The sequence below is a fragment of the Stenotrophomonas sp. 112478_Sma genome (assembly GCF_056479905.1).
Window position 1 is genome coordinate 1,411,069 of the sequence record NZ_CM151072.1, and the last position, 23,060, is coordinate 1,434,128.

Annotated in this window: 20 protein-coding genes and 3 tRNA genes; 19 read left to right on the forward strand and 4 right to left on the reverse strand. The window is 66.5% G+C overall.

From position 1 onward, the window contains the following. Nucleotides 1–191: 191 nt before the first annotated feature. From ppnN to ACZK08_RS06595, 8 genes are all read left to right on the forward strand, one after another. Nucleotides 192–1,580 (forward strand): nucleotide 5'-monophosphate nucleosidase PpnN, encoded by a 1,389-nt coding sequence (gene ppnN, locus ACZK08_RS06560; RefSeq protein WP_065175860.1) that lies wholly within the window; start codon nucleotides 192–194, stop codon nucleotides 1,578–1,580. 162 nt (nucleotides 1,581–1,742) lie between these two features. Continuing rightward, nucleotides 1,743–2,261 carry a GspH/FimT family pseudopilin gene (locus ACZK08_RS06565; protein ID WP_065181387.1) on the forward strand — a complete coding sequence of 173 codons (519 nt, stop codon included), beginning with the start codon at nucleotides 1,743–1,745 and terminating at the stop codon, nucleotides 2,259–2,261. After that, complete coding sequence (gene pilV, locus ACZK08_RS06570) at nucleotides 2,258–2,725, forward strand: type IV pilus modification protein PilV (protein ID WP_065181228.1); 468 nt, start codon at nucleotides 2,258–2,260, stop codon at nucleotides 2,723–2,725. The genes ACZK08_RS06565 and pilV overlap by 4 nt, the downstream gene beginning before the upstream one ends. After that, nucleotides 2,725–3,912 carry a PilW family protein gene (locus tag ACZK08_RS06575; RefSeq protein WP_065181229.1) on the forward strand — a complete coding sequence of 396 codons (1,188 nt, stop codon included), beginning with the start codon at nucleotides 2,725–2,727 and terminating at the stop codon, nucleotides 3,910–3,912. Before pilV ends, ACZK08_RS06575 begins: the two co-directional genes overlap by 1 nt. A 63-nt stretch (nucleotides 3,913–3,975) precedes the next feature. Next, nucleotides 3,976–4,407: a pilus assembly PilX family protein gene (locus ACZK08_RS06580; protein WP_080375235.1), complete on the forward strand. Its 432-nt coding sequence runs from the start codon at nucleotides 3,976–3,978 to the stop codon at nucleotides 4,405–4,407. Next, entirely contained in the window at nucleotides 4,404–8,978 is a 4,575-nt protein-coding gene (locus ACZK08_RS06585) for a pilus assembly protein (RefSeq protein WP_065181231.1), read from the forward strand. The genes ACZK08_RS06580 and ACZK08_RS06585 overlap by 4 nt, the downstream gene beginning before the upstream one ends. Before the next feature lie 23 nt (nucleotides 8,979–9,001). Beyond that, nucleotides 9,002–9,415 (forward strand): type IV pilin protein, encoded by a 414-nt coding sequence (locus ACZK08_RS06590; protein ID WP_053516619.1) that lies wholly within the window; start codon nucleotides 9,002–9,004, stop codon nucleotides 9,413–9,415. Nucleotides 9,416–9,481: 66 nt separating this feature from the next. Beyond that, nucleotides 9,482–9,558 (forward strand) — tRNA-Asn (locus ACZK08_RS06595). Between the two features lie 57 nt (nucleotides 9,559–9,615). On the opposite strand, the gene ACZK08_RS06600 is transcribed toward ACZK08_RS06595, so the two are convergent. Further along, nucleotides 9,616–10,146: a GspH/FimT family pseudopilin gene (locus tag ACZK08_RS06600; protein ID WP_065181232.1), complete on the reverse strand. Its 531-nt coding sequence runs from the start codon at nucleotides 10,144–10,146 to the stop codon at nucleotides 9,616–9,618. Between the two features lie 128 nt (nucleotides 10,147–10,274). Between ACZK08_RS06600 and uvrB the strand changes: the two genes are divergently transcribed. The 3 genes from uvrB to ACZK08_RS06615 all read left to right on the forward strand — a co-directional run bounded on the left by uvrB (nucleotide 10,275) and on the right by ACZK08_RS06615 (nucleotide 12,652). Beyond that, the gene (gene uvrB, locus ACZK08_RS06605) at nucleotides 10,275–12,299 is read left to right on the forward strand and encodes an excinuclease ABC subunit UvrB (protein ID WP_065181233.1); all 2,025 of its coding nucleotides are present in this window, start codon (nucleotides 10,275–10,277) and stop codon (nucleotides 12,297–12,299) included. A 105-nt stretch (nucleotides 12,300–12,404) separates the two neighbouring features. Beyond that, nucleotides 12,405–12,479: transfer RNA gene (locus ACZK08_RS06610), tRNA-Val, on the forward strand. Between the two features lie 98 nt (nucleotides 12,480–12,577). Further along, nucleotides 12,578–12,652, forward strand: a tRNA-Val gene (locus ACZK08_RS06615). A gap of 93 nt (nucleotides 12,653–12,745) precedes the next feature. On the opposite strand, the gene ACZK08_RS06620 is transcribed toward ACZK08_RS06615, so the two are convergent. After that, complete coding sequence (locus ACZK08_RS06620; RefSeq protein ID WP_065181234.1) at nucleotides 12,746–13,087, reverse strand: hypothetical protein; 342 nt, start codon at nucleotides 13,085–13,087, stop codon at nucleotides 12,746–12,748. A gap of 181 nt (nucleotides 13,088–13,268) precedes the next feature. Here ACZK08_RS06620 and ACZK08_RS06625 point away from each other — a divergent pair, with 181 nt between their 5' ends. Continuing rightward, nucleotides 13,269–13,409: a hypothetical protein gene (locus tag ACZK08_RS06625; protein WP_181452099.1), complete on the forward strand. Its 141-nt coding sequence runs from the start codon at nucleotides 13,269–13,271 to the stop codon at nucleotides 13,407–13,409. A gap of 84 nt (nucleotides 13,410–13,493) precedes the next feature. On the opposite strand, the gene ACZK08_RS06630 is transcribed toward ACZK08_RS06625, so the two are convergent. Together ACZK08_RS06630 and ACZK08_RS06635 are read right to left on the reverse strand one after the other, a co-directional pair. Beyond that, nucleotides 13,494–13,778: a hypothetical protein gene (locus tag ACZK08_RS06630; RefSeq protein ID WP_065175865.1), complete on the reverse strand. Its 285-nt coding sequence runs from the start codon at nucleotides 13,776–13,778 to the stop codon at nucleotides 13,494–13,496. Between the two features lie 28 nt (nucleotides 13,779–13,806). Beyond that, nucleotides 13,807–14,574 (reverse strand): MipA/OmpV family protein, encoded by a 768-nt coding sequence (locus ACZK08_RS06635; RefSeq protein WP_053519970.1) that lies wholly within the window; start codon nucleotides 14,572–14,574, stop codon nucleotides 13,807–13,809. 137 nt (nucleotides 14,575–14,711) lie between these two features. Between ACZK08_RS06635 and ACZK08_RS06640 the strand changes: the two genes are divergently transcribed. From ACZK08_RS06640 to lpxK, 7 genes are read left to right on the forward strand one after another with little or no spacing between them, the layout of a single operon-like run. After that, entirely contained in the window at nucleotides 14,712–15,383 is a 672-nt protein-coding gene (locus ACZK08_RS06640; RefSeq protein ID WP_065175867.1) for a response regulator transcription factor, read from the forward strand. Between the two features lies 1 nt (nucleotide 15,384). Beyond that, a complete protein-coding gene (locus tag ACZK08_RS06645; protein ID WP_053519968.1) occupies nucleotides 15,385–16,728 on the forward strand; it encodes a sensor histidine kinase in 1,344 nt (447 codons plus the stop codon). Between the two features lie 59 nt (nucleotides 16,729–16,787). Next, a complete protein-coding gene (locus ACZK08_RS06650; RefSeq protein WP_065181235.1) occupies nucleotides 16,788–19,187 on the forward strand; it encodes a DNA internalization-related competence protein ComEC/Rec2 in 2,400 nt (799 codons plus the stop codon). A gap of 3 nt (nucleotides 19,188–19,190) precedes the next feature. Beyond that, nucleotides 19,191–19,859: a MotA/TolQ/ExbB proton channel family protein gene (locus ACZK08_RS06655; protein WP_053519966.1), complete on the forward strand. Its 669-nt coding sequence runs from the start codon at nucleotides 19,191–19,193 to the stop codon at nucleotides 19,857–19,859. Nucleotides 19,860–19,862: 3 nt separating this feature from the next. After that, nucleotides 19,863–20,285 (forward strand): ExbD/TolR family protein, encoded by a 423-nt coding sequence (locus ACZK08_RS06660; RefSeq protein WP_065181236.1) that lies wholly within the window; start codon nucleotides 19,863–19,865, stop codon nucleotides 20,283–20,285. Then, nucleotides 20,282–22,030 carry a lipid A export permease/ATP-binding protein MsbA gene (gene msbA / locus ACZK08_RS06665; RefSeq protein WP_053519964.1) on the forward strand — a complete coding sequence of 583 codons (1,749 nt, stop codon included), beginning with the start codon at nucleotides 20,282–20,284 and terminating at the stop codon, nucleotides 22,028–22,030. The genes ACZK08_RS06660 and msbA overlap by 4 nt, the downstream gene beginning before the upstream one ends. Continuing rightward, nucleotides 22,030–23,049, forward strand: coding sequence for a tetraacyldisaccharide 4'-kinase (lpxK, locus tag ACZK08_RS06670; RefSeq protein WP_053519963.1), 1,020 nt, complete (start codon nucleotides 22,030–22,032; stop codon nucleotides 23,047–23,049). The genes msbA and lpxK overlap by 1 nt, the downstream gene beginning before the upstream one ends. The last annotated feature ends 11 nt before the right edge of the window (nucleotides 23,050–23,060 follow it).

The following is a 23,060-nucleotide window of genomic DNA, read 5'->3' on the forward strand; positions in this document are numbered from 1 at the left end:
GGTGAAAGTTCTTGCAGTGGCCACGACATCGGCGTAGCATCCGGGTTCGTGCGCGGCGCCGATGCCGCAGATGCGGTCCCGGAATGGCGAACGCGGTCAGCACATATCCAACGGTCGGGATTCCCGGCCGTTTTGCTTTTTAAGGGGGCGGCAGTACAGTCGGAAACCTTGAAGGAAGCGAAACGTTGGATATGACCACGAACGAAAAGGCAGCCCGTGCGCTGCCGGTACAGGACGCGCGGATCTACCCGCGCGGTGGGCTGGATGTGCTGTCGCGGGCAGAAGTGGCGCGCCTGCGCGACGCCTCCGGCGGCGGCATGCACGAGCTGCTGCGCCGCTGCGCGCTGGCCGTGCTGACCAGCGGCAGCGCATCGGATGATCCGCGCGCGGCGCGCGATCTCTATCCCGACTTCGACATCCAGGTCGCGCAGCAGGATCGTGGCGTGCGCATCGACCTGGTCAATGCGCCGGCGATGGCCTTCGTCGATGGCGAAATCATCCGCGGCGTGGCCGAGCTGCTGTTTGCCGTGGTCCGCGACCTCGCCTACATGGCCATCGAAATGGGCCCGGCCTACGCGGCCGAACTGGAGTCCTCCGAAGGCATCACCAACGCGGTGTTCGGCCTGCTGCGCAACGCCCGCATCCTCAACCCCGGTGACCCGAACCTGGTGGTCTGCTGGGGCGGTCACTCGATCTCGCGCGACGAATACCTGTACACCAAGCAGGTGGGCTACGAGCTGGGCCTGCGCGGCCTGGACATCTGCACCGGCTGTGGACCAGGTGCGATGAAGGGCCCGATGAAGGGGGCCACGATTGCCCACGCCAAGCAGCGCAAGACGGTGACGCGCTACATCGGCCTGACCGAGCCGGGCATCATCGCTGCGGAATCGCCCAACCCGATCGTCAACCACCTGGTGATCATGCCGGACATCGAGAAGCGCCTGGAGGCGTTCGTCCGCATCGGCCACGGCATCATCGTGTTTGCCGGTGGTGTCGGCACCGCCGAGGAGATCCTGTACCTGCTCGGTATCCTGCTGCGCGACGAGAACAGGGACCTGCCGTTCCCGCTGATCCTGACCGGCCCGACCGTGGCTGCGCCGTATTTCGAGCAGATCGACCGCTTCATCCGGCTGACCCTGGGCGATGCTGCCGCCGAGCGTTACGAGATCATCATCGGCGACCCGGTTGCCGTGGCCAGGAAGATGTCCGCCGGCATCAAGCGCGTGCGCGAGCATCGCCTGGCGCAGAAGGATTCGTTCTTCTTCAACTGGTCCATCGAGATTCCGTGGGAGTACCAGCAGCCCTTCGTGCCGACGCATGAGGCCATGGCTGCACTGGATCTGCACCATGGGCGTGCGCCGCATGCCCTTGCGGCGGACCTGCGTCGTGCCTTCTCCGGCATCGTTGCCGGCAATGTGAAGGAGGATGGCATGCGCCGCATCGAGCAGTTCGGGCCGTTCCAGATCCACGGTGACCCGGACATGATGCAGGCCCTGGACGCGCTGCTGCGCGCCTTCGTCGAGCAGCGCCGGATGAAGATCTCCGGCGAGTACCAGCCCTGTTACCAGGTGCTGGCCTGAGACCGTGCCGGCGCGATGGGGATCGCGCCGGCAGCGGTGGGGAAGGGCGGTTCGTCAAGCGTTTGACGCCCGTCGCCCCGGATTGACCGTTCATCCTGCCGCCGCTTGCTGGCGGCAGGGTGATGGCCCATGGTGGCGATCAATACGCTGGGGAGCGTCCACATGTCTTTGCGCCGGCAGAACGGCTTCACGCTGGTTGAGTTGATGATCGCGGTGGTCGTGCTGGGCGTGCTGGCGACGATCGCGTTTCCGAGCTTCCAGAGCACCATCCGCTCCAACCGCATCGCCACCACCAGCAATGACCTCATCGCGTCGATGGCGCTGGCCCGCAGTGAAGCGGTGAAGAACCGCAGGGGCGGCGGCGTGTGTGCCTCTGCCGGAGGCACGTCCTGTGATGGCGACAGCTGGACCGATGGCTGGCTGGTCTGGGCCGACAGCAACGGCGACGGCGCGCTCAGTGCCGGCGAAACCGTCCTGCGCTACAGCCCCGGGCGTTCGGCGCTGGTCGCCGTCGGTACGCCCGACCTGTCGGTGAGTTTCGACCCGCGGGGCCGCAATCGCGCCAATGCCACGCTCGACCTGACGCTGCGCCCGGACAACTGCGGCAAGCAGCCGCTGCAGCGCACGCTGCGCCTGTCACCGACCGGTCAGGTGCGTCTGTTGAAGGAGGACTGCAAGTGAGAACGCCCCGTTTCCGTTCCCCGCGCAAAGCGCAGGGCGGCTTCAGCCTGATCGAGGTATTGATCGCGATCCTGGTGCTGGGGGTCGGTTTGCTGGGTTTCGCCCTGCTGCAGACGATGAACGTGCGCTTCGTGCAGAGCGCCAACTATCGCACCCAGGCGACCAACCTGACCTACGAAATGCTCGATCAGCTGCGGATGAACCGCTCGATGGCTCCGTCCTATGTGGGCGACTACACCGCGACCACCGCGGCCAAGAACTGCCTGCCACCGGTCGGCAACGACATCGGCAAGGACGCGTTCACCCTGGACTGGACCTGCCGTCTCGGCAAGGCGCTGGGGGATGGGGCCACGGCCAAGGTCGCACGTGCCGGCACCCAGTACACGGTCAGCGTGACGTGGGGTGACGAGCGCTGGAACGCTGACGCCAGCGATACCACCTTCAGTGCCGGGAGCCGCCTGTGATGCGCGCGCCTTCCCCGGCCCGGCGCATGGCCGGCCTGTCCATGGTCGAACTGATGATCGCGCTGACCATCGGCGTGATCGTCATGCTCGGTGTCGTCCAGGTGTTCGCGGCCTCGCGTGCTGCCTATCAGCTGTCCGATGGCCTGGCGCGCGTGCAGGAGAACAGTCGCTTCGCCATGGATACCCTGCAGCGCGAACTGCGCATGGCAGGTCATTTCGGCTGCGTCAACGATCAGGCCCGGCAGTCGCCGGATGGCGTCTCGCTGTTTACGACGTTCGCGGCCACGCCTCATCCGGCGCTGGACTTCCAGCGATCCATCCAGGGCTACGAGGCGACCGATACGGCACCCGGCGATGCGGTGACGCTGCCGGCCACTCCGGCGACGGGCGGCACCGCCTACACACCCGCATTGCCCGATGAATTCGCTGCGGCGCTGCCCAACCGGGTCAACGGCAGCGACATCGTCGCCCTGCGATACCTGATGCCGGACGGCGTGCCGGTCACGGCTTCCGGCGGTACCGTCGCGCAGCCGGTTTTCAGTTTCGACAAGACGCGACTCGCCGTGCTGCAGAGTGGCGTTGCCGATTCCGGGCTGTACGGCGCTGCCGACTGCGCCAGCGCCACCGTTTTCCAGGCGCGCAGCATCGACAAGGCAGGGGGCACGATCACCTTCGGCGATGCACCGAACAATGCGAGCAACTTCATCCGTCCGGTGACCGCAGGCCAGGCGATGCTGCATCGTGCGGAAAGCGCTGTGTACTACGTGGGCTACGACGCTGCCAGCGCACGTTCCTCACTGTACCGTGTGCGTTTCAACGCCACGCCCAACGGTGCGCTGGTCGCCGGCGCGCCTGAGGCCCTGGTGGAGGGTGTGGAGAACATGCAGCTGCTGTACGGCCAGGATCGTCGCCTGACCAGTGCCTACCCGACCGGCTTCATTGATCGCCAGGGTACCGCTGCCACCGTGCAGGCATCGGCCAATCCCAACATCAACGCCTGGCGGCGCGTGGGCGCCGTGCAGATGGGCCTGGTGATGGCCAGTCCCGATCCCTCGGCAGCCCCTCAGGCCGACCAGAATGCGGTACTGACCTCGATGGGCGTGACATTCACCGCGCCCGAGGACGGCCGCATGCGCGCCGTTTACCAGACCACCATCGCCCTCCGCAATCGCCTCTTCGGCAACTGAGGCCACCATGCATCCGCGCCCGCGCCCCCCTCCTTCGCATCGCACCGCCAACAGCGCGGCGCGGTGCTGTATGTCGCCCTGATCATGTTGATCCTGCTGGCCCTGATCGGCATCGCCGGCATGCAGGTGACCGGCATGCAGGAACGCATGGCCGCCAACTACCTGCGCTCGAACCAGGCGTTCCAGAACGCCGAGGCCGACGTGCGTTCGCAGGAAGCGGCGATCCAGGCTGTCATCGACAGCGGCAAGATCTTCGAGGCCAACCAGGAAGAGTGCAGCCCGGTGTTCGACCCGGCGACCTGGGCCGATGGCAAGACCACGGCAACGGCGATCAATACCCGCCGCCTGGACAAATGCGTGCCGGTCGGGCCGCTGGGCCTGGGGCGGCGCAAGAACGAAGAGACCGAGAACATCTACCAGATCACCGTGTTGGCCAGTGACGATCCGGCCAATCCTTCTTCCAGCGCCGTCATCGACACGATCTTCATTCCATGAATACTCCGCGCCGATTCTCCCGCCTTGTCTCCTCCCCGTGGCTGCGTGCAGGCACCGCCGCTGCCGTGCTGGTGGGCGTGGGCGCACTGGTCTATCCGCTGTTCGCTGCGCTTGGCGACTATGACATCGCGCAGGAGCCGCTCTACAGCAAGAAGACACAGCCGCCGCTGATGATGATGGTGATGTCGCGCGACGAGCAGCTGTTCAACAAGGCCTACAGCGACTACAGCGATCTGGACGAGGACGGCACGCTCGACACCACCTACCAGGACAAGTTCGACTATTCCGGGTACTTCGACTCCAATCTCTGCTACACGTACAGCAGCAGCCAGTTCAAGGCCACGGCCCAGGCGACCGGCACGCAAAGGCACACCTGCTCGGGTACCTGGTCGGGCAACTTCCTCAACTGGGCGACCATGAGCCGCCTGGATGTGATGCGCTACGTGCTGTACGGCGGCCATCGCATCACCGATACCGCCAGCAAGACGGTACTGGAGCGGGCGCAGATTCCCAACGACCTGCATGCCTGGGTCAAGGTCTACAGCGGCGCCGACATCAACAACTTCACCCCGTACAAGACGACCATGTCGTTCTGCAACGCCAGCATCAGTGCCACCGGCGCGCCGCTGATGCGTGTTGCCAGCGGCAGCTGGGGTGAATGGGCCTCGACTGCCGGGCGGCAGTGCATTACCGGGCGCACGGATGAGGGCAAGGATGACTCCCCCGGTTCGGCGACTGATCTGAATGTACGCGTCGAGGTCTGCGCCACCGGTTCAGGAACTTTCCAAGAGGCGTTCTGCCGCAAGTACAACGACGGCACCCGGGACTACCTGAAACCGGCGGGACTGCTGCAGTCCTATGGTGAAAGTGGCCGACTGCGGTTTGGTCTGGTCACCGGCACCTATGTCAATCCGCGCGATGGTGGCGTGGTCCGCCGCAACATCGGCAAGATCGCCGGCAACGGCACGACCTTCTGTGCGGCCGGCGATGAGATCAACCTGTCCAATGGCCAGTTCTGCAACACGCTGACGGGCGGGGCAGAGGGCATCATCAATACGATCTCCAACTTCCGTATCGACCAGTGGAACTGGAAGGACAACTGGAACGACTGCAACGCCTACAGCATCCTCAATCGGCAGGGTTTCAACGGCAACGGCAATCTGACCGATCCAGGCAATGCGTCCAAGAACTGCAGTGCCTGGGGCAATCCGCTGGCGGAGATGTATGCCGAGGCGCTGCGCTACATCAAGGGTGAAACGAAGGGGATCTACAGTGCCACCGGTGATCTCAGCGGCCTGCCCAATTCGGTGGCGTGGAAAGATCCGTACCGCTCGCCGAACAACGGCGGCAACTCCTACTGCGCCACCTGCAACATCCTGGTGATGTCCTCGGGCCTGCCGTCCTTCGACAGCGACAACATCGGTACGGTCAACGGCCTGACCACGGCAGCGGCGGCCACCGATGCGATCGGCAACCTGGAGAAGATCACCGGTGGCAGCTACATGGCAGGCCGTGTGGGCCTGACCGAGCGCTATGCCTCGATCAATACCCATGAGGACATCTGCCGGGCGGCCAAGGTCACCGGTCTGTCGCTCGTGCGCGGCATCTGCCCGGACGTGCCGTCCACGGAAGGCAGTTATCTGATCTCGGGGTTGGCCAAAGCTGCTGCCGAGACTGATCTGCGCCCGGGCGTGCAGGACAAACCCAACACCTACAAGCTGACCGCCACCACCTACACCGTGGCCATGGCCGAAAGCCTGCCGAAGTTCGAGATTCCGGTGGGCAACGGCAAGATCACCCTGGCGCCCCTGTGCCAGGCCAACAACAGCGAAGGGGCCGGTATCAACAGTGGCGGCTGGCGCAGCTGCTTCCTCGGCTCGGTCGGCATTGGTACCAAGCGGTCAGCGGTATCGCCGAACTACGTCTATGGCCGTGACTATCGTGCCGATGGCAAGGCCGGCAGCTTCTCGCTGGTCTGGGAGGATTCGCTGTGGGGCAATGACCACGACAACGATGTGGTCTCCATGCTCAGCTACTGCGTAGGCAGCACCTGCAGCGACGGTGGCACGACGCCATTCCGCAACATCTGCTGGCGCTCCAACAGTGGTGAATGCAACAACAACGCCGTTCGCAACAAGGTCGGCGAAGACGAAGTGCTGGTCCGCATCGAGAACCTGTCCGCCTATGCAGGCAACGCGATGCTGACCGGCTACACGATCGTGGGCTCCAATGCGGCTGACAACGTGCAGCGGCTGGTGCTGCGTCCGGGTAACCGCAATGGTTCGGTGTTGAGCACCAGCGCCGATCCGCCGGCTACCTGGACCGGCGCGGTCGTGGTGCGCTACAAGCTGGGTACCGGTCAGGCCGGGCAGCTGGAAAGCCCGCTGTGGTACGCCGCCAAGTACGGCGTGCCGGAAGGCAAGAAGTGGGACAGCAAGGTGCCTGGTGTACCGGACAACTACTTCCTGGCACGCAATCCGGCCAAGCTGAAGTCCGCGCTGGAATCGATCTTCGACAGCGCTGCGGCTGGCGAGGCCCCGGTCGGTGGCAGCGGCACCGGCGCCCGTGTCAACGCCGGCTCCTTCACCGTGTCCGCGCACTACACGGTGCCGTCGGGCTCGAACGACTGGACCGGTGATGTCATCGCCAGCCAGACCACGAGCACCGGAGGCGCCGGCGCTGAACTGTGGCGTGCGTCGACCAAGATGAGCGCCTCCGGGCGGACCATCGTGATGTCGACCGCACCCACCTATGTGAACACGTCCAACCAACTGGTGCCGGTGGCAGCGGCCGATTTCACCGCCGACAACGTTCCCGGGCGTGATCGCGCCGAGAAGCTCGGCAACATGGGGCTCAACACGGTGCCGAACTGGTTCGGTTCGCACACCGTGGCGGATCTGGTCAGTTACCTGCGCGGCTCACCGGTGAGCGGTTTCCGCCCGCGCAGCTCGCTGCTCGGCGATATCGTCAATTCCAGCGTGGAGATTGTGTCCAACAAGGACGACTACGGCTTCACCTCGTGGCAGGCGCAGGGGGGAGTGAGCTGGAAGACCACGCTCGGTTTGAGCTATCGGGCCTACCTGGCGACCAAGGTGGCAAACGGTGGCCCACCTTCGATGGTCTACGTCGGTGCGAACGACGGCATGCTGCATGGCTTCAATGCCAGCACCGGCACCTCGGCGGGCAGCGAGCAGTTCGCCTTCATTCCATCGGCTTCGCTGCAGCACATGGCGGAGCTGGCCAACCCCACCTATGGACATCGCTACTACGTGGACGGCGGACTGACCTCGTCGGACGTCTACTACGGCGATGCATGGCGCACGGTACTGGTCGGTTCGACCGGCGGCGGCGGCGCGTCGCGCGGGCCGTCGGCCACGGCAGTGGGCAACGGTTCGGTGTTCGCCCTGGATATCAGCAATCCGACCGGGTTCACCGCCAGCAACGTGCTGTGGGAGATTTCCGGCAAGACCGAGTCGGACCTGGGCTTCGTCATGGGCAAGCCGGTCGTGGTGCCCGTCGCCGGCCCCAACGCGGACAGTCCGCCCCGGTTCGTCGCCCTGTTCGGCAACGGTGTCAATTCCAGCACCGGCCGACCGGTGCTCTATGTGGTCGACATCCGCACCGGCGAGATCCTCAAGCGCGTGTACCCCACGGCGGGCAAGTACGCAGTCGCCAATGGCCTCAACCATGTCACCGCGGTAGCGCTGCACAACAGCAGTGGCCTGGCCGATACCGTCTATGGCGGCGACATGCAGGGCAACATGTGGCGCTTCGACCTGCGTGGCGGTGATCCCAGCGCCTGGAATGTGGCCCTCAACGGCACGCCGCTGTTCACCGCAGTGCGCAGCGCTGTCGCCCAGCCGATTACCGGCGCGATCGAAGTCTCGGCGGGGCCGGGCGGTGGCGTCAGCCTGTTCTTCGGTACCGGTCGCTACTTCACCGCTGACGACAATGCAGTGACCCGTAATTCGCCGGTGCAGACGCTGTATGGGCTCTGGGACAACCTCTCCACTGCCATTTCCAGCCGTGATTCGCTGGTGGGGCAGACCGTCAGTGCCAATGGTGCCGGCTTCCGTGACGTGTCGGGCAACGGCGTGGACTACGCGAGCAAGCGCGGCTGGTACGTCGACCTGATCGTGGGTTCCGATGTGGAAGGTGAGCGCTTCTTCGGCTATCCGACGCTGCAGGGCGGCGCGGTGATGTTCACCACCTATGTGCCCGGGCAGGCGGTCTGCGGCACCGGCGGCGGCACCAACTGGCGCTATCGCCTGAACATGCTGACCGGCCAGCCGGCGATGAGCGGCTTGACCGACGAGGTCGGCGGAAACGCGCTGTGCGGCGCCAACTGCGGTGCCGGTGCGCTGACCCGCGGCGGAGACATCGCAACCGGTGCCCCCGTGCTGTCCACCAATGTCAACAGCACCACCTTGAAGGGCTGCGATCCCAGCGATCCGAAGTGCACGGTCGATGGATCGCTGGACCGCTGCATCGTGGCTCTGAACACGCCGGGCGCGGATACTGCGTATGGCCAGCGAGCCTGTGGTCGCCAGTCGTGGCGCCAGATCCGATGACTACCAGGAATACGGGAGCTGCCATGCGCACATCCAGCAGACAACAGCAGGTAACGGGCTTCACCCTGATCGAACTGATGATCACCGTTGCCGTCATCGCGGTACTTGCGGCTGTGGCGCTGCCCTCCTACCAGCGACATGTGCTGAAGACGCACCGCGCGATGGCCAAGGCTGACCTGGTCGAGATCGCGCAGCTGCTCGAGCGGCATCACACCGTGCAGAACAGCTACGACGGATTCTCGCTGCCGTTCAGCCAGTCGCCGCGGCAGGGCTCGGCCCGCTATGCCATATCGTTCGACGGCAAGGCGACCGCCGGGACCTATACCCTGCAGGCGGTTCCGGAAACCGGCCAGGACAAGGACGCGTGCGGCACGCTGACACTCGATCAGGCGGGCCGCAAGACGCCGGACAGCAAGACCAACCCGGAGTGCTGGTAAGACGGCAGCGGCGAGTGTGGAAGGGGCTTGCACCCCACTTCTGGAATTGGCTAGAATGCGCACCCCGCCCGAATAGCTCAGCCGGTTAGAGCACTTGACTGTTAATCAGGGGGTCGTTGGTTCGAGTCCAACTTCGGGCGCCAGTTTCGAGAAAGCCGCGAGCAATCGCGGCTTTTTTCGTTGGGGCATGCCGCGCGGGATCAGCAGGGCGTAGGCACGCGTGGGCGCAGGCTCCGGATCCGTCCGGGGATGTTGATGATCACGCGGCTGTGTTCCAGGCCCTGCACGCACAGCACGATGGACTGGTTGGTGCCGGCGTTGCGCCCGTCAGCGCGGAATCGGATGTGGGCGCGATGGTCGCTCGCCCGCAGTTCCACATGGCGATGGCGGTTCTCCTGGGTGTGCAGCAGGGTGGTCATTCCCCCGCTGGCCACCCGCGGCTCAACCTGAACGCGCCAGCCCTGGCTCCAGCGGTTGTCGCAGCGGCTGCCGTCGCCGGAGCCGCACACGGTGACCGGGCGTCCCTCGGTGATGGCGGTGCTGCGCGCCAGCGACAGGCTGCCGACCAGCTGGGCACGCAGGGATTCGGCCTGCAGCTGGCGCATCGCGCGCTGCCAGGGGCGCCAGGCCACAGCCAGCAGTACGCACAGGATCATCAGGACCACCAGCATTTCAGGCAGGTGGAGCCCCCGGGCCTTGCGCGCGGGGTGTTTGCAGAGGGTCTGGAGCATGCCCCCAGCCTGCCGGCCCCGCCGGCCGGTCTCCATTGGAGGTTGGCGCGTCGGGGTGTCCGGCTTCCCCTCAGCCGGCCGTCACCGGATGCCCCGTATACTGGCCGTTCCCGGGATCTGGCAACATCATGAGCGACAGTTTTGAACTCGTCTCGCCGTATTCACCGGCGGGCGACCAGCCGAACGCCATCGCGAAGCTGACCAGCAATTTCGAGTCCGGCATCGCCAAGCAGACGCTGCTGGGTGTGACCGGCTCGGGCAAGACCTACACCATCGCCAATGTCATCCAGCAGATCCAGAAGCCGACGCTGATCATGGCGCCGAACAAGACGCTGGCCGCACAGCTGTACGGTGAATTCAAGGCGTTCTTCCCGCACAACGCGGTGGAGTATTTCGTCAGCTACTACGACTACTACCAGCCGGAGGCCTATGTGCCGTCGTCGGACACCTTCATCGAGAAGGACAGTTCGATCAACGAGCACATCGAGCAGATGCGGCTGGCGGCGACCAAAACCCTGCTGTCGCGGCCCGACGCGATCGTGGTGGCCACCGTGTCGGCGATCTACGGCCTGGGTGCGCCCGAGGATTACCTGTCGCTGCGCCTGATCCTGTCCAAGGGTGAACGCATCGACCAGCGCGACCTGATCAATCATCTGACGCAGCTGCAGTACACCCGCAACGAATACGAACTGCAGCGCGGCACCTTCCGCGTGCGCGGCGAAGTGATCGATGTGTTCCCGGCGGAGTCGGACAGCGAGGCGCTGCGCATCGAGCTGTTCGATGGCGAGGTCGAGAAGATCACGATGTTCGATCCGCTCACCGGAGAAACCCTGCGCAACCTGATGCGCTTCACCGTCTACCCGAAGACCCACTATGCGACGACCCGCGAACGCGTGCTCGCGGCGATCGAGACCATCAAGGTGGAACTGAAGGAGCGGCTTGAGCAGCTCTACGCACAGAACAAGCTGGTCGAGGCGCAGCGCCTTGCCCAGCGCACCCAGTTCGACCTGGAGATGATGGCCGAGGTCGGCTACTGCAACGGCATCGAGAACTACTCGCGGCATCTCACCGGCAAGGGCCCTGGCGAGCCACCGCCGACCCTGTTCGAGTATCTGCCGGCCGACGCGTTGCTGGTGATCGACGAATCGCACGTGACCATTCCGCAGATCGGCGCAATGTTCAAGGGCGACCGGTCGCGCAAGGAAACCCTGGTCGAATTCGGCTTCCGCCTGCCCTCGGCGCTGGACAACCGCCCGCTGCGTTTCGAAGAGTGGGAAGCGCGCTCGCCGCGCAGCATCTATGTGTCGGCCACGCCAGGCCCGTATGAAATGCGTGAGTCGGGCGACGAAGTGACCGAGCTGGTGGTGCGGCCGACCGGCCTGATCGACCCGATGGTGGAGATCCGCCCGGTCGCCACCCAGGTCGACGATCTGATGAGCGAGGCCAACGAGCGCATCAAGGCTGGCGACCGCGTGCTGGTTACCACGCTGACCAAGCGCATGGCCGAGAACCTGACCGAGTACCTCACCGAGCATGGCATCCGCGTGCGCTACCTGCATTCGGACGTGGACACCGTCGAGCGCGTGGAGATCATCCGTGACCTGCGCCTGGGCAAGTTCGACGTGCTGGTCGGCATCAACCTGCTGCGCGAGGGCTTGGACATGCCCGAGGTGTCGCTGGTGGCGATCCTGGACGCGGACAAGGAGGGATTCCTGCGCTCCACCGGTTCGCTGATCCAGACCATCGGCCGTGCGGCCCGCAATGTGCGCGGCAAGGCCATCCTGTATGCCGACAAGGTGACCCGTTCGATGCAGGCCGCGATCGACGAGACCGACCGCCGACGCGCCAAGCAGGTCGAGTACAACGAAGAGCACGGGATCATTCCGCGCTCGGTGGCGCGTCCGATCACCGACGTACTGGAAGGTGCCCGATCCGAAGCGGCCGAGAAGGAATCGCGCAAGGGAAAAGGCAAGGGCAGGCCTGGAGTGGCCGAGGATGTGGCCGACTACCGCGCGCTCGGGCCGGCGCAGCTGGCGGCGCGTCTCAAGGCGCTGGAACAGCAGATGTACCAGCACGCCAAGGACCTGGAATTCGAGGACGCGGCCCGCGTCCGCGACCAGATCCGACAGCTGAAGGAGGCCAGCCTGGGCTGAACGCGACAGTGCCGCACGTCTTCACAAAAGTGTTGCGCTTCCGGGCCGGCATCCGTAATATACGCGGCCTGCACCGACGCATTCGCGGACGTTCAGACCCCAAACGGGCGGTTAGCTCAGCGGTAGAGCACTACCTTGACATGGTAGGGGTCACAGGTTCGAACCCTGTACCGCCCACCACGACGTTCTCGAAAGAGGGCGGTCGTGAATTGAAAGCCCGGCCCTGGCGCCGGGTTTTTACGTAAAGAGGCCCGCTGGCGGGCCGCAGGAACACGATGGGGCGGTTAGCTCAGCGGTAGAGCACTACCTTGACATGGTAGGGGTCACAGGTTCGAACCCTGTACCGCCCACCACCTGGCTCCCGGCCCTGCCGGTGCAGCGGTGGTAATACGAAAAGCCGGCCATCGCCGGCTTTTTTCATGGGCGCATGCAATGGCCGCGTGATGTCACGTCCGCGTGGCCCGGTGGTCAATGACGAGCGTCCGCCGTATCCGCCAGTGCCCATCGATACGCTCCCACAGCTGGATCATGCGTGCCTCGCCGACGATTTCGCGATGGCCATCGGCCTGTTCCTGCGACAGGCACTGCTGTCCCACCCGCAGCAGTCGATCCTGGCGCAGGTGGAAGAGCCGCAGGCTCGCAGGTTCCAGTTCGCGCTGCATGGCGGGCTGCGCCACCCTCGTCGATGATCCGGACTGTAGGGGCAGATCGACCAGCACGGGCTCGTCGGCACTGGTGGCGTGACCGAACGCGCCAGCGCACAGCAGCAACAGGGCAAGCATCGGCATGGCACGGTGCTCCAGCGGGAAAGTGCAGGCAGACTGGCACTTCGCCGCCGGGACCACAGCCGGCCTGCGACGAACACCGGGATTGAGCCGCCAAACGCAGCCAGGCGCCGATGAATCCGCACCGGGCAGGCGTAGACTTGCGGCGACCGCGCAATCGCGGCCATCACAAGGAGCAGCTGCGATGAGCGATCACGTTCCCGTTTCCAGGCCCAACCCGCTGCTCGAACTGTTGTTCGGCGGCAACATGCTGGCGGGCACGTTCAAGGCCGTGGTCTGGGTGGCCATCCTGTGTGCCGTGCTGGCCTGGACGACCTGCCGCTGATGGCGCACCTGCGTGCCGGCGTGCCGCACACTCGGACACGCGTGGCCCGCATCGGCTACGGAAGGGTGCCGTTCTGGGGGGCGGTCAGGCGCTGAAGGCCTGGCGCAGGCTGCGCAGTGTCGCCTGGCGGTGCTCCGTTGTGCAGGGCTCACCCATCTCCAGTTCCTGCAGGCGAAGGCCGATCAGGGTCATCGACAGGGCGTAGCCGCGTGCCGCGTCGGCTACCTTCGACAGGCCCACTGCACGACGGGTCAGTGCATCGACGTGGTCCAGGTCCGGCAGAAGGCCGAGATACGCGCGTTCGGCGCTGTCCAGATCGGGGGCGCGCAGGATCGCGTGCGCATCGGCTGCGGGGCTGGGTGAGGCCATGGGGATTCCTCGTCCGGGGAGCGCTCGGTCAGAACGAACGCATCAGGGAAATGAAGGCGGATGTCTGGCTGCCACGGCGCGCCATCGGGCTGTCCTTGACCGCATCGCCGAACCATTGGTTGGCCACTACGCCGGTGGCGCGCCATCTGCTGCCCAGTGGCGTGCTGACCGCGATCTGCACGCTCGGCGAGGTGGCGCTGCCGGGGCTGTAGGCGGCCAGGCCCGAACGCAGTGCTTCCTCGTCGCTGATGCCGTAGTAGTAATCGAGCAGGCGCGCACTGGAATGCACCACTCCGGCCCTCGGCACCCAGGTGAAACGACCGGCCTGCAGCGGATAGCTGTAGTACAGGCTTGATTCCAGGCCGCCACCATGGCCGCTGATCTCGCGCATCACACTGGCTTCGACGATGCCCCAGTCGGCGCTGTATTCGGCATTGATGCCTCCCATCGCCGACATCTGCCGGCTGTGCAGGCGGCGCAGCTGTGGATCGTTCACGTCATCGGTCTTGAAGCGCAGCGTGTAGGGCGTGAGCGCCGCCGACAGGCGCAGGCCCTCGCCCTTGTACAGGTACATGCCCAGCGAGCCGGGGCTGGCGAAGAAGCGCTCGCCCTGCCAGGAGAGGGCGGGCACGACCAATGGCTTGACGTCGTAGTGCGCGTAGGCGCCCGATGTCGCGCCGACCGTGATCCCGGCCTTCACGCCGGGTGTCTGTTCCGCCGCCTGGGCCAGCAGCGGCATCGACAGCACGGCGGAGAACAGCATCGGGCGCAGCAGGGCAGAGGGCGACAAGGGCATCGATCGACAGCTTTGCAGGGGATGAGGCTGCATGCTGCGGTGTCAACATTGTCGCAACATTGCGTCGATGCATACGGAGCGCGACGGGGCCCTGGCTGGCACAATGATCCGAACCGTTTCCCGCAGCAGAGACCTCCATGCGCATTCTTCTGGTCGAAGATGATCCCGACCTCTCGCGGGCCCTGCAGTCCGGGCTGGAGCGGCAGGGCGTGGTCGCCGACGTGGTCGGCAGCCTCGCCGAAGCCGCCATCGCGTTGCGCGAACCGGTGCACCAGCTGATGCTGCTCGACCGCCAGCTGCCGGACGGCGATGGTGCCACCTTCGTCGCCACCGCACGCACGTTGCGGCCGAATCTGGCGGTGATCATGCTGACCGCCAAGGGCACGCTGTCGGACAAGGTCGAGGGCCTGGATGTCGGTGCCGATGACTATCTGGTCAAGCCGGTGGCGATCGAAGAACTGATGGCACGCATCCGCGCGGTATCGCGTCGGCCATCGGCGATGGTCACTCCCAGCCTGCGGCTCGGGCAGCTGGAATTCGACTTCGAATCGCTGCAGGCGCAGGTGCAGGGCCAGACACTGGCACTGCCGCGCCGCCAGGTGCTGGTGCTGCAGGCGCTGGCGATGAGGCAGGGGCGCACGGTCACGCGCAGCGCATTGGAGGCGGCGGTCTACGGTTTCGATGACGAGATCCAGTCCAACGCGCTGGATGCGCACATCTCCAAACTGCGCAAAGCGCTGCAACAGGCGGGCGCTGGCGTGGAGATCCATGTCATCCGCGGCGTCGGCTACCTGCTGGCGGAGGCCTGACATGGCGCGACCGATCCGATCGATCACCCTCGGCCTGGCCTGGCGGTTGTTCCTGGCGCAGGCGTTCACCGTGCTGTTCGCCGTGGTCGCACTGATCCTCACCTGGGGTGACAAGGATTCCTGGGGCATGGACATGTTCACCGCCGAGGCGGTGGCCAAGGCCGTGCACAGCCAGGATGGGGGCCTGGCGCTGGACGAGGCACGCTGGCAGAAGCTGGATGCGCGCGCCGGTGGCAACCTCTGGTTCGCCGCCGTCGATGACCGGGGAGCCTGGCTCGAGCGTGGCAAGGTACCGGCGATCCATGCGCCGCTGCTGGCGCGGCTGCCGACGCTGGGTGCCACCGAACTGGGTTCACTGGTGCCGCCCTATCTGGACGTGGCGCGGGTGATGATCCGCAACGAGGACGGGCGTCGCATCACGGTGATGGTGGGGGGCGCACCGAAGGGCGGCCTGCTGGATGGCGCGCTGATGGTGCTGCGCCTGATTGGCCTGTGGTTCTTCCTGCCGCTGATCGTGGTCACCCTGCTGGTGATGCCGACCGTGATCCACCGCGCGATGCGAGGTGTCCGACGCTCCGCGCAGCAGGCCAAGGAACTGGACATCGGCCAGCCGGGCGCGCGGCTGGACGCGCAGCTGGTCTCGACCGAGGTAGCACCGCTGGTGGAGGCGTTCAACGATGCCATCGACAAGGTGCAGCAGGGCTATGCGGCGCGTGACAAGTTTCTTGCTGATGCCGCGCATGAGCTGCGCGTGCCGATTGCCGTGGTGCAGGCGCGCCTGTCGCAGCTGCCGCAGGGCGAGTTGAAATCGCAGTTGCTGACCGACATTGCTCGCCTGGGCAACGTGGCCGAGCACCTGCTGGATCTGCAGCGGCTGGATCGCAACACCAGTGCGATGCAACGGTTGGATCTGGCCCTGGTGGTGCGCGAAGCGGCGGCCGAACTGGCTCCGCTGGTGGTGGGCGCCGGCTACGGTTTCGAGGTGGACGCACCAGAGACGCCGGTGTGGATCCACGGTGACAGCCTGGCGCTGGGGCGGGTCATCGCCAATCTGGTGCACAACGCCATCGTTCATGGCGGCGGGCGTGGCACGATCTGCGTACGTCTTGACCGGACCGGTCTGCTGGAAGTCAGCGACCAGGGCGCGGGCGTGCCGGTCGGCGACCGCGAGGCGATCTTCGAGCCCTTCCATCGACTGCGTGCGGCGGGCAGTGGCAGCGGGTTGGGCCTGCACCTGGTCAAGGAGATCGTCCAGCATCACGGTGGCTCGGTCAGTGTGGGTGAAGCCGTCGGCGGCGGCGCCAGCTTCCGGGTCAATTTCCATCGCGGCAGCGTGCGGCGCTGACCGCTGCGCGGGTCGTTGCCTGATAGGAGGACAGGGGCAGCACGCGGCAGGCTGATGCGATGGCCGCCGATACTCCGTTGCCCGCTCCCATTGGCGGGGTCTGCACTGCCGCGTTCGTCAGCGGCGCCCTGGCGTGCGTGCTGCTGCCCGCGTTGCCACCGCTCTGGAGCTGCGCGCTGGCGAGCACCGTGGCCGGCCTGGGGTGGGCGCTGCCGTGGCGCGGCCGCGCGGTTGCCGCGCTGCTGTTCGGCGCAGCGTGGGCGGCCCTGCATGGTCAATGGACGCTGCAGCAGCAATTGCCGCCGGCCATGCCGGTCCGCGATGCCGTGGTCAGCGGGCGCGTCGTCGATCTGCCGGTAACGGCGGGCGGCCATACCCGTTTCGTCCTGCAGGTCGGCGATGTACCGGGGCATCCCGCACTGGCGGGCAAGCGCCTGCAGATCACCTGGGGCGATCCATGGCCCGGAACCCGCACGCGCGTTGAGGGTGGGGGCCGTCATCAGGTCCGTGCGGGGGCGCAGTGGCGGTTGCCGTTGCGGCTGCGGGCGCCACGCTCGCGGATCAATCCTGGCGGCTTCGACGCGGAACGTCATGCCGTGCTGGCCGGCATTGCCGGTCACGGCACGGTGCGTGCAGCGGGCAGTGCGCGTGAACTGCAGGCGCCGGACGGGCTGCTGGCCTGGCGCGAGCGCAGCAGCGATGCGATTGCAATGCAGGTTCCCAGCCCCGCATCGCGCTTCATCCGCGCGCTCGCGCTGGGCGATACCCGATGGCTGTCCGACACCGATTGGAATCAGTTACGTGCGCTGGGGCTGACCCACCTGATCGCCATCTCGGGCTTCCACGTGGGCCTGGTGGGTGGCTGCGCGGCACTGCTGTGCAGCGCAGTGTGGTGGCTGTTGCCGTCGCTGGCCCGTCATTGGCCGCGTCCGCAGGCCGCTGCGTGTTCCGCCGCGCTGGCAGCGGCCGGCTATGCCCTGGTGGCCGGCGCGGAACTGCCGACCGTACGCACGGCGTTGATGATCGGGCTGATCGCCCTGGCACGCGGGGGGAGGCGACCTCCCGACGTGGTCCAGGCCGTGTCACTGGCGGCCCTGGTGCTGCTGTTGCCAGCACCACTGTCCGTGCTGTCGGCCGGCTTCTGGCTCAGCTTCGGTGGCGTGCTCTGGCTGCTGTGGTGCCTGCCGACGGCAAGCGCCGACAGTGTGGGGAGCCGCCTGCAGGCCTTCTTCGCGGCCCAGGGGGTGGCCAGTCTCGGCCTCCTGCCGCTGTGCGTGGCCCTGTTCGGAGGCGCCGCGCGCCTTGGGCCTCTGGTCAATCTGCCGGTCATCCCGTGGTGGAGCCTGCTGGTGGTGCCACTGGCACTGCTTGGCACCGCTCTGGATGCCCTGTACAGCGGGGCGGGACGATGGCCCTGGCGCGCAGCGTCCTGGCTGTTCGACCTCAGCTGGCAGGCCCTGCAGCCGCTGGCAGACCACCCGCAGGCGATGTGGTGGCTGGCCGAGGCTCCGGCGTGGACCGTGCCAGCGGCCTTGGCGGGCCTGTTCTGGTGGTTGCTGCCGCGCGGGGCCGGCGGCGTGCTGGCCGGCGCGCTGCTGTGCCTGCCGCTGTCATGGCCGTCACGTGACATACCGGCTGCCGGGGAGGTGCAGCTGCTGGTGCATGATGTCGGGCAGGGCACGGCGGTGCTGGTGCGCACGGCACGGCATGCATTGTGGTACGACGTCGGCCCTGCGATCGGTGGCGATGGCGACGAACGGGTCCTGCTGCCGGCCGTACGTGCGCTGGGTCAGGTGCCGCCCGGTCGCGTGGTGCTCAGTCATGACCATCTGGATCACACCGGCGCACTGCCGCGGCTGCGCAGGCAGCTGCCGCACCTGGAGCTGCTGGCACCCCCAGGCAGCAGCCTCGACGGTGCCGGCAGCTGCCATCGCGGCGTTCGCTGGCGATGGGACGGGGTGGACTTCGAGGTGCTGCATCCCGGGCCCGACGTGCCGACGGCCGGCAACGAGGACAGCTGCGTGCTGCGCATCGCCAGCGCACATGGCGTGATCCTGCTGGCCGGCGACATCGGCGCGGCGACCGAACGGCGCCTGGTGGAGCGGGCGCCCGGCGAGCTGCGCGCGGACGTGGTCCTGGTGCCGCATCATGGCAGCGGGGGCAGTTCGGATCCGGCCTGGGTGGCAGCGGTGGCTCCCCGGCTGGCCGTGGTCTCGGCCGGGCACCAGAACCGTTTTGGCCACCCGAAACGTGACGTGGTGCAGCGCTGGCGCGCCGTGGGCGCCGAAGTGCTGGCTACGGCCGAATCCGGCGCGATCCGCATATGGCTTGGCGCACAAGGCCTGCAGCTGCGTGAACAGCGCATCCACGCGGCCCGGTGGTGGGATGCCGCTGGGCGGGCGCGGTCGGCTGCTATCCTATCGCCGATCGAACAGGCGGCCGCTGGGCCGGAGGGTTGAAACGTGTGGGAACTGGTCAAGGCCGGTGGCTGGCCGATGGTGCCGCTGCTGCTGTTGGGCGTACTGGCTTTGGCAATCGTCCTGGAGCGCTTCTGGTCCCTGCGGCGCGCTGAAGTGCTGCCACCGGGGCTGGGCCAGGAAGTGCGCAACTGGGCTGCGCGCGGCAAGCTCGACCCTGCCCATCTGCAGACGCTGCGTGCCAACTCGCCACTGGGAGCGCTGCTGGCCGCCGCGCTGGAAGCACGCAATCGTCCGCGCGACCAGATCCGCGAGCGTATCGAGGACACCGGCCGCCACCTGGTACACCGCATGGAGCGGTTCCTCAACGCGCTCGGCACCATTGCCTCGGCCGGCCCGCTGCTGGGCCTGCTCGGCACGGTGATCGGCATGATCCAGATGTTCCTGGGCATCCTCGACCACGGCGTGGGCGATGTGAACCAGTTGGCCGGTGGCATCGGCAAGGCCCTGGTCTGCACGGCTACCGGCATGATCGTGGCGATTCCTGCGCTGATGTTCCATCGCTATTTCAAGGGCCGGATCCACGGCTACGTGGTGGAGATGGAACAGGAAGCCAGCGCGTTGCTGGATACGCTCGATGGTCGTCCCGGCGTGATGGCGCCCGCACCGGCATCGGCTGCACGTGCCGCTGCGCCCGCCCCGGCGAAGGCCTGATCGATGCGTATCGGCAACGACCGATCCCAGGATGAGCCGCATATCGATCTGGTACCGCTGATCGATGTCATCCTGGTGCTGATCATCTTCTTCGTGGTCACCACCACCTTCGATGCACGTTCGACGCTGCAGGTGCAGCTGCCCACCGCCAGCCAGCAGCACACCGACGAACCGCCGCGTTCGTTGAGCGTGCTGATCAACGCCGACGGCCGCTATTTCATCAATGACCAGGAAGTGCTGCGCAGCGATGTCGAGTCGGTCAAGCAGACCATTGCCGCTGTAGCGGGCAGTGATCGCGAACAGACCGTGCTGCTGCGTGCCGATGCGCGTACTCCCTACCAGGCCGTCGTGACCGCGCAGGATGCGCTCGGTCAGCTCGGTTTCCGCCGTATTGCAATCGCCACTGCGCCAGAGGTGCGTCCATGAGTTCCAAACACGCGCCGGTGTGGCCGATCTACAAACGCCTGCTGGGCTATACACGGGCCTATTGGGTGTTCATGGTGGCCGCGGTCATCGCGATGGTGGTCGAGGCACTGGCCGGCTATCACTTCACCAAGCTGATGGAGCCGCTGGTCAACCGGGGCTTCGTCAACCCGGAGCCGCGCATGGCGGTGATCCTGCCGCTGACCATCCTGGGCCTGTTCCTGATGCGCAGCCTGGCCACCTGGGTCAGCGACTACACGCTGGCCAAGACCGGGCGCAGCGTGGTCCGCGACCTGCGCGAGCAGGTTCTGCAGAAGTACCTGCACCTGCCGTCTTCGCACTTCGACAACGAGGCGACGCCGGTGATGGTCAGCCGCCTCAACTTCGACACCGAGCAGGTCACCCAGGCCAGCGCCGACGCACTGAAGACCGTGGTCGCCGACACCCTGACCATCATCGCCATGCTGGTGGTGATGCTGCAGATGAGCGTGAAGGTGACCCTGGCGATGCTGCTGGTGGTGCCGCTGATCGGCGGCATCGTGTCCTATGTCGGCAAGCGCTACCGCCGCATCAGCCGCGGCATCCAGGACGGCATGGGCACGATGGCGCAGACGGCGGAACAGTCGCTCGCCGCGCAGCAGGAAGTGAAGGTGCATGGCACGCAGGCGCATGAGATCGCCCGTTACTCGCGCCTGGCCAACCGCATGCTCGCGCTGAACATGAAAGTCGAAGTGACGCGTGCCGCCGCGTCCAGCGTGGTCCAGTTCCTCGCTGCGCTGGCCCTGGCGGTGATCGTCTGGGTGTCCACCCGCGAAGCACTGGCCGGCAAGCTCAATGCGGGCCAGTTCATGGGCCTGATGACCTCGATGATGGCGATCATCCCTTCGCTGCGGCGCCTGACCAGCGTGCAGACCTCGATCTCGCGTGGCGTCGCGGCGGCCGAGCGCCTGTTCGGCATCATCGACATGCCGGTCGAGCGCGACGACGGCACGCATGTCGTGCAGCGCGTACGCGGTGAACTGTCGTTCGAGCACGTGATGCTGCGTTATCGCGAAGACAGCGGCATCGCCCTGGATGACATCAGTTTCGTTGCCAGGCCCGGAACGGTCACCGCCATCGTTGGTCGTTCCGGCAGCGGCAAGACCAGCCTGATCCGGCTGGTGCCACGGTTCTACGAGCCCAATGGCGGCGTCATCCGGCTGGACGGCGTACCCCTGGATGACTATCCGCTGGCTGACCTGCGCCGGCAGGTGGCGATCGTCGGGCAGAAGGTCATGCTGTTCGACGACACCATCGCTGCCAACATCGCCTATGGCATGGATGCGACCGACGAGCAGATCCGTGCCGCGGCCGAAGCGGCCAATGCCTGGGAATTCATCGCACGCATGCCACAGCAGCTGCAGACGCCGGTGGGCGAGAACGGTGCGCTGCTGTCCGGTGGCCAGCGCCAGCGCCTGGCGATCGCCCGCGCGATCCTGCGTGATGCGCCGATCCTGATCCTGGATGAAGCCACCGCGGCGCTGGACAATGAATCCGAACGGCTGGTGCAGGACGCGCTGCAGCGACTGATGCCGGAGCGCACCACGCTGGTGATCGCCCACCGCCTGTCCACCATCGAACACGCCGACCAGGTGCTGGTGATGGATCACGGCCGCATCGTCGAACGTGGCACCCATCATGAGCTGCTTGCCATGGGTGGCCTGTACCAGCACCTGCACAGCATGCAGTTCCGCGAAAGGCAGGACTGATGGCAGGCAAGGGTACCCAGACCCCGCCGTACTGGTATGACGGCAGTTCGGTTCCATGGCCCATGCGCCTGCTGGCTCCGTTGTATGCCGGCGTCACCGCGCTGCGGCGACGCCTGTACCAGCGCGGTTGGCGCAAGCGCCACACGTTGCCGGTGCCGGTCATCGTGGTCGGCAACATCACCGCTGGCGGCACCGGCAAGACGCCGTTGACCATCGCCCTGGTCGAGCGGCTGCGCGCGGCCGGCTGGACGCCAGGCGTGGCGAGCCGTGGTTATGGCCGCGAGAACGCCGACAAGGCGCAGTGGGTAAAGGCCGATACGCCGGTTGCAACCGGCGGCGATGAGCCGGTGCTGATTGCTTGGAAGACCGGCGTGCCGGTGCGCGTCGATCGCGATCGGGTGGCGGCGGGCCGTGCGCTGATCGAGGCCGGTTGCGATGTGATCGTCTGCGACGACGGCCTGCAGCACTACCGGCTGGCGCGTGACATCGAAATCGAAGTGGTGGATGCGCAGCGCCGCTACGGCAACGGCCGGATGATCCCGGCCGGCCCGTTGCGCGAGCCGGTCAGCCGCGCTGCCGAGTGCGATTTCCGCGTGGTCAACCTGGGCCAGACGGATGAGGACGGCGCGGCGCAGGCCTGCGGATTCGGTCAATGGCCGATGGCCCTGCATATCGACACCGCACAGCCTCTCGCGGGTGGGCGTGCGCGCCCGCTGGGCTATTTCAAGGGCCAGCGCGTGCATGCCGTGGCGGGCATCGCCCATCCACAGCGCTTCTTCGACATGCTGCGCGCGCGTGGCATCGGCGTGGTGCCGCATGCCTTCGCCGATCACCATGCCTACCAGCCGCAGGAACTGTCCTTTGGCAGCCAGCTGCCGGTGTTGATGACCGAGAAGGACGCCGTGAAGTGCCGCGCGTTCGGCAATGACTGGCATTACGCCGTGCCGTTGCGCGCTGAACTGCCTGCCGCGTTCTGGGTGGCGCTGACCGATCGCCTGGACAAGCTGCGACCGAACTGAGGGGCCGGGCG

What these genes read in the sequence shown, in the direction of transcription:
- ACZK08_RS06645 (WP_053519968.1), top strand. Translation starts at nt 15,385, where the DNA reads ATGGCGCGACCGATCCGATCGATCACCCTCGGCCTGGCCTGGCGGTTG.
- ACZK08_RS06625 (WP_181452099.1), top strand. Translation starts at nt 13,269, where the DNA reads ATGAGCGATCACGTTCCCGTTTCCAGGCCCAACCCGCTGCTCGAACTG.
- ACZK08_RS06640 (WP_065175867.1), top strand. Translation starts at nt 14,712, where the DNA reads ATGCGCATTCTTCTGGTCGAAGATGATCCCGACCTCTCGCGGGCCCTG.
- ACZK08_RS06585 (WP_065181231.1), top strand. Translation starts at nt 4,404, where the DNA reads ATGAATACTCCGCGCCGATTCTCCCGCCTTGTCTCCTCCCCGTGGCTG.
- ACZK08_RS06650 (WP_065181235.1), top strand. Translation starts at nt 16,788, where the DNA reads ATGGCCGCCGATACTCCGTTGCCCGCTCCCATTGGCGGGGTCTGCACT.
- ACZK08_RS06590 (WP_053516619.1), top strand. Translation starts at nt 9,002, where the DNA reads ATGCGCACATCCAGCAGACAACAGCAGGTAACGGGCTTCACCCTGATC.
- ACZK08_RS06600 (WP_065181232.1), bottom strand. Translation starts at nt 10,146, where the DNA reads ATGCTCCAGACCCTCTGCAAACACCCCGCGCGCAAGGCCCGGGGGCTC.
- ACZK08_RS06660 (WP_065181236.1), top strand. Translation starts at nt 19,863, where the DNA reads ATGCGTATCGGCAACGACCGATCCCAGGATGAGCCGCATATCGATCTG.
- ppnN (WP_065175860.1), top strand. Translation starts at nt 192, where the DNA reads ATGACCACGAACGAAAAGGCAGCCCGTGCGCTGCCGGTACAGGACGCG.
- msbA (WP_053519964.1), top strand. Translation starts at nt 20,282, where the DNA reads ATGAGTTCCAAACACGCGCCGGTGTGGCCGATCTACAAACGCCTGCTG.
- ACZK08_RS06635 (WP_053519970.1), bottom strand. Translation starts at nt 14,574, where the DNA reads ATGCCCTTGTCGCCCTCTGCCCTGCTGCGCCCGATGCTGTTCTCCGCC.
- lpxK (WP_053519963.1), top strand. Translation starts at nt 22,030, where the DNA reads ATGGCAGGCAAGGGTACCCAGACCCCGCCGTACTGGTATGACGGCAGT.
- uvrB (WP_065181233.1), top strand. Translation starts at nt 10,275, where the DNA reads ATGAGCGACAGTTTTGAACTCGTCTCGCCGTATTCACCGGCGGGCGAC.
- ACZK08_RS06620 (WP_065181234.1), bottom strand. Translation starts at nt 13,087, where the DNA reads ATGCCGATGCTTGCCCTGTTGCTGCTGTGCGCTGGCGCGTTCGGTCAC.
- ACZK08_RS06575 (WP_065181229.1), top strand. Translation starts at nt 2,725, where the DNA reads ATGCGCGCGCCTTCCCCGGCCCGGCGCATGGCCGGCCTGTCCATGGTC.
- ACZK08_RS06565 (WP_065181387.1), top strand. Translation starts at nt 1,743, where the DNA reads ATGTCTTTGCGCCGGCAGAACGGCTTCACGCTGGTTGAGTTGATGATC.
- ACZK08_RS06630 (WP_065175865.1), bottom strand. Translation starts at nt 13,778, where the DNA reads ATGGCCTCACCCAGCCCCGCAGCCGATGCGCACGCGATCCTGCGCGCC.